Source organism: Streptomyces sp. NPDC002784 (assembly GCF_053592135.1).
The window spans coordinates 1-2,078 of the sequence record NZ_JBSFVD010000140.1; the positions used below are offsets into that span (position 1 = coordinate 1).

General features: G+C 37.6%; 2 protein-coding genes. One reads left to right on the forward strand and one right to left on the reverse strand.

From position 1 onward, the window contains the following. Positions 1-76: 76 nt before the first annotated feature. A complete protein-coding gene (locus ACWD1Z_RS37225) occupies positions 77-967 on the reverse strand; it encodes an IS982-like element ISLll1 family transposase (protein ID WP_451125316.1) in 891 nt (296 codons plus the stop codon). 110 nt (positions 968-1,077) lie between these two features. Between ACWD1Z_RS37225 and ACWD1Z_RS37230 the strand changes: the two genes are divergently transcribed. Next, the gene (locus tag ACWD1Z_RS37230) at positions 1,078-2,055 is read left to right on the forward strand and encodes an amidohydrolase (RefSeq protein ID WP_451125318.1); all 978 of its coding nucleotides are present in this window, start codon (positions 1,078-1,080) and stop codon (positions 2,053-2,055) included. The last annotated feature ends 23 nt before the right edge of the window (positions 2,056-2,078 follow it).

The following is a 2,078-nucleotide window of genomic DNA, read 5'->3' on the forward strand; positions in this document are numbered from 1 at the left end:
AAGAGTGTTCAGAAAATGACCATTTTATGGACGCTCAAATATAAAAGAACATTGACCTACCCGAATTGCTAGTTGATTATTTAGCCATGACTTGATACCCGATAGAATATCTTAAAGTCTCTGGTTCCAGTGATTTAGCTGATTTTAACAGTAAAGAATACGCTAAAAGTATCATCTCTAATCTCAATTGAAAACCTTGAGGCGAACGACTTTTACAACGCTCAGCTCCTAGATTTGTCAAAAAAGAGAAAACTCGCTCAATCACTTTTCTACGTTTTGAAAAATTAGGGAAAAGGATTTTCTTTTGCTTCATGTTCTTCCTGACAGGTGTAATTAGATCAATTCCTTTTAATTCCAGCCTTTCATGCAGTGACTGACCTAGATATCCCATATCTCCAAGGACTGTTGGTGTCCCAAATTGACTCAACACTTCCTCGGTCATTGAACTATCAGCCATTGAAGCAGGAGTAATTGTGTAGTCTATGACATAGCCTGATTCACTGACTAAAGCATGACATTTACATCCATAGAAGTACTGTCCCTTTGTAGCATTGTAGCCAACATTTGCATAATCTCCAAGAACTTTGCTTCTGAAATTACGAATAGGCTGACACAAAGGAATGGGGAAGCTGTCAATAATGGATACACTCATTCCTTCAACCTCTTTAAAGACGAGTGCTTGGCGAATGACTTGGATACTCGGTAAGAGGGCATTACAACGGCGGACAAAGCGAGAATATTCTAGGAAATTAGGAAATAAACTTTGAGCCAATTGGTGCTTAGCTTTAAGCGTTTCACTAAAATGCAGTACGCCCCATAGGTAACAAGCGATAACTAAGCAATCTGATGTTGCGAGATGGACGTTCTTTCGGTTTTGAACCTCAAGGGGAACACTCGTTTGATAAAGCGTCTCAATGGTTGTCAGTAAATAAACAAAAACTTTTGGAAGTGTGCTATTATAAGTCATATAAGTCGTGAGCTTTCTAATGCTTAGTGCTTTAAGATTAGGATAGCACGACTTATTTATTTTCCAATGAAATTAACTAGCAATTCGGGTAGAAAGTTTAGAGGTATCATATGAAACTACTTAATAATTTGTTGACTAGCTTAACACAATATGAGAATGAAATGATTCAAATTAGGCGTCATCTTCATCAATACCCAGAAATTTCTTTTCAAGAAAAAGAAACATTTAAGTATATTATGGGCTTTTATAAAGAACTTGACTGTGAACCAAAACTTATCGGAAAGGGATTTGGAATCATCGTTGATATTGAAGGTGGAAAATCCGGAAAAACTCTTGCGTTGAGAGCAGACTTTGATGCTCTTGCTATTTTTGAAGATAATGATTTAAGTTTTAAATCGGTCAATCCAGGAGTAATGCATGCCTGTGGACACGATGCACATACTGCATATTTGATGGTACTTGCTAGAGAACTAGTAAAAATAAAACAAGAACTTCCGGGAAGAGTTAGAATTGTCCATCAACCAGCAGAGGAAGTATCTCCTGGTGGTGCCAAAGGTATGATTAAAGCAGGAGCTCTTGACGGTGTCGATAATATGATCGGGGTTCATGTGATGACTACAATTAAAACAGGGGTCATTGCCTATCATAATAAAGAAACTCAAACGGGACGTTCTAATTTCACCATTACAATCAAAGGAAACGGAGGTCACGCTTCTATGCCACAATTAAGTAATGATGCAATAGTAGCCGCTAGTTACTTTGTAACTGAACTCCAAACAGTAATTTCAAGAAGAATAGATCCATTTGACATGGGTACTGTAACTATTGGATCATTTGATGGAGCAGGAAGTTTTAATGCTATACAAGATAAAGTAGTGTTAAAAGGGGATGTTCGGATGATGAAAGAAACAACTAGAAAAGTCATCCGAGACCAAGTGAAACAAATTGCTAAAGGCGTTGGAGTAACCTTTGGGGTTGAAGTGATTGTAGATTATGACGATAACTATCCTGTACTCTTTAATTCAGAAAATCTCACTCACTTTGTAGTTGACAGCTTAAGAGCAAAAGGGGTGAACCGAAATGAATGACTCCTGCGATGTTCTCACCGGTG

Excerpts from the sequence above, each read along its gene's own strand:
- ACWD1Z_RS37225 (WP_451125316.1), bottom strand. The coding sequence starts at position 967 with ATGACTTATAATAGCACACTTCCAAAAGTTTTTGTTTATTTACTGACA.
- ACWD1Z_RS37230 (WP_451125318.1), top strand. The coding sequence starts at position 1,078 with ATGAAACTACTTAATAATTTGTTGACTAGCTTAACACAATATGAGAAT.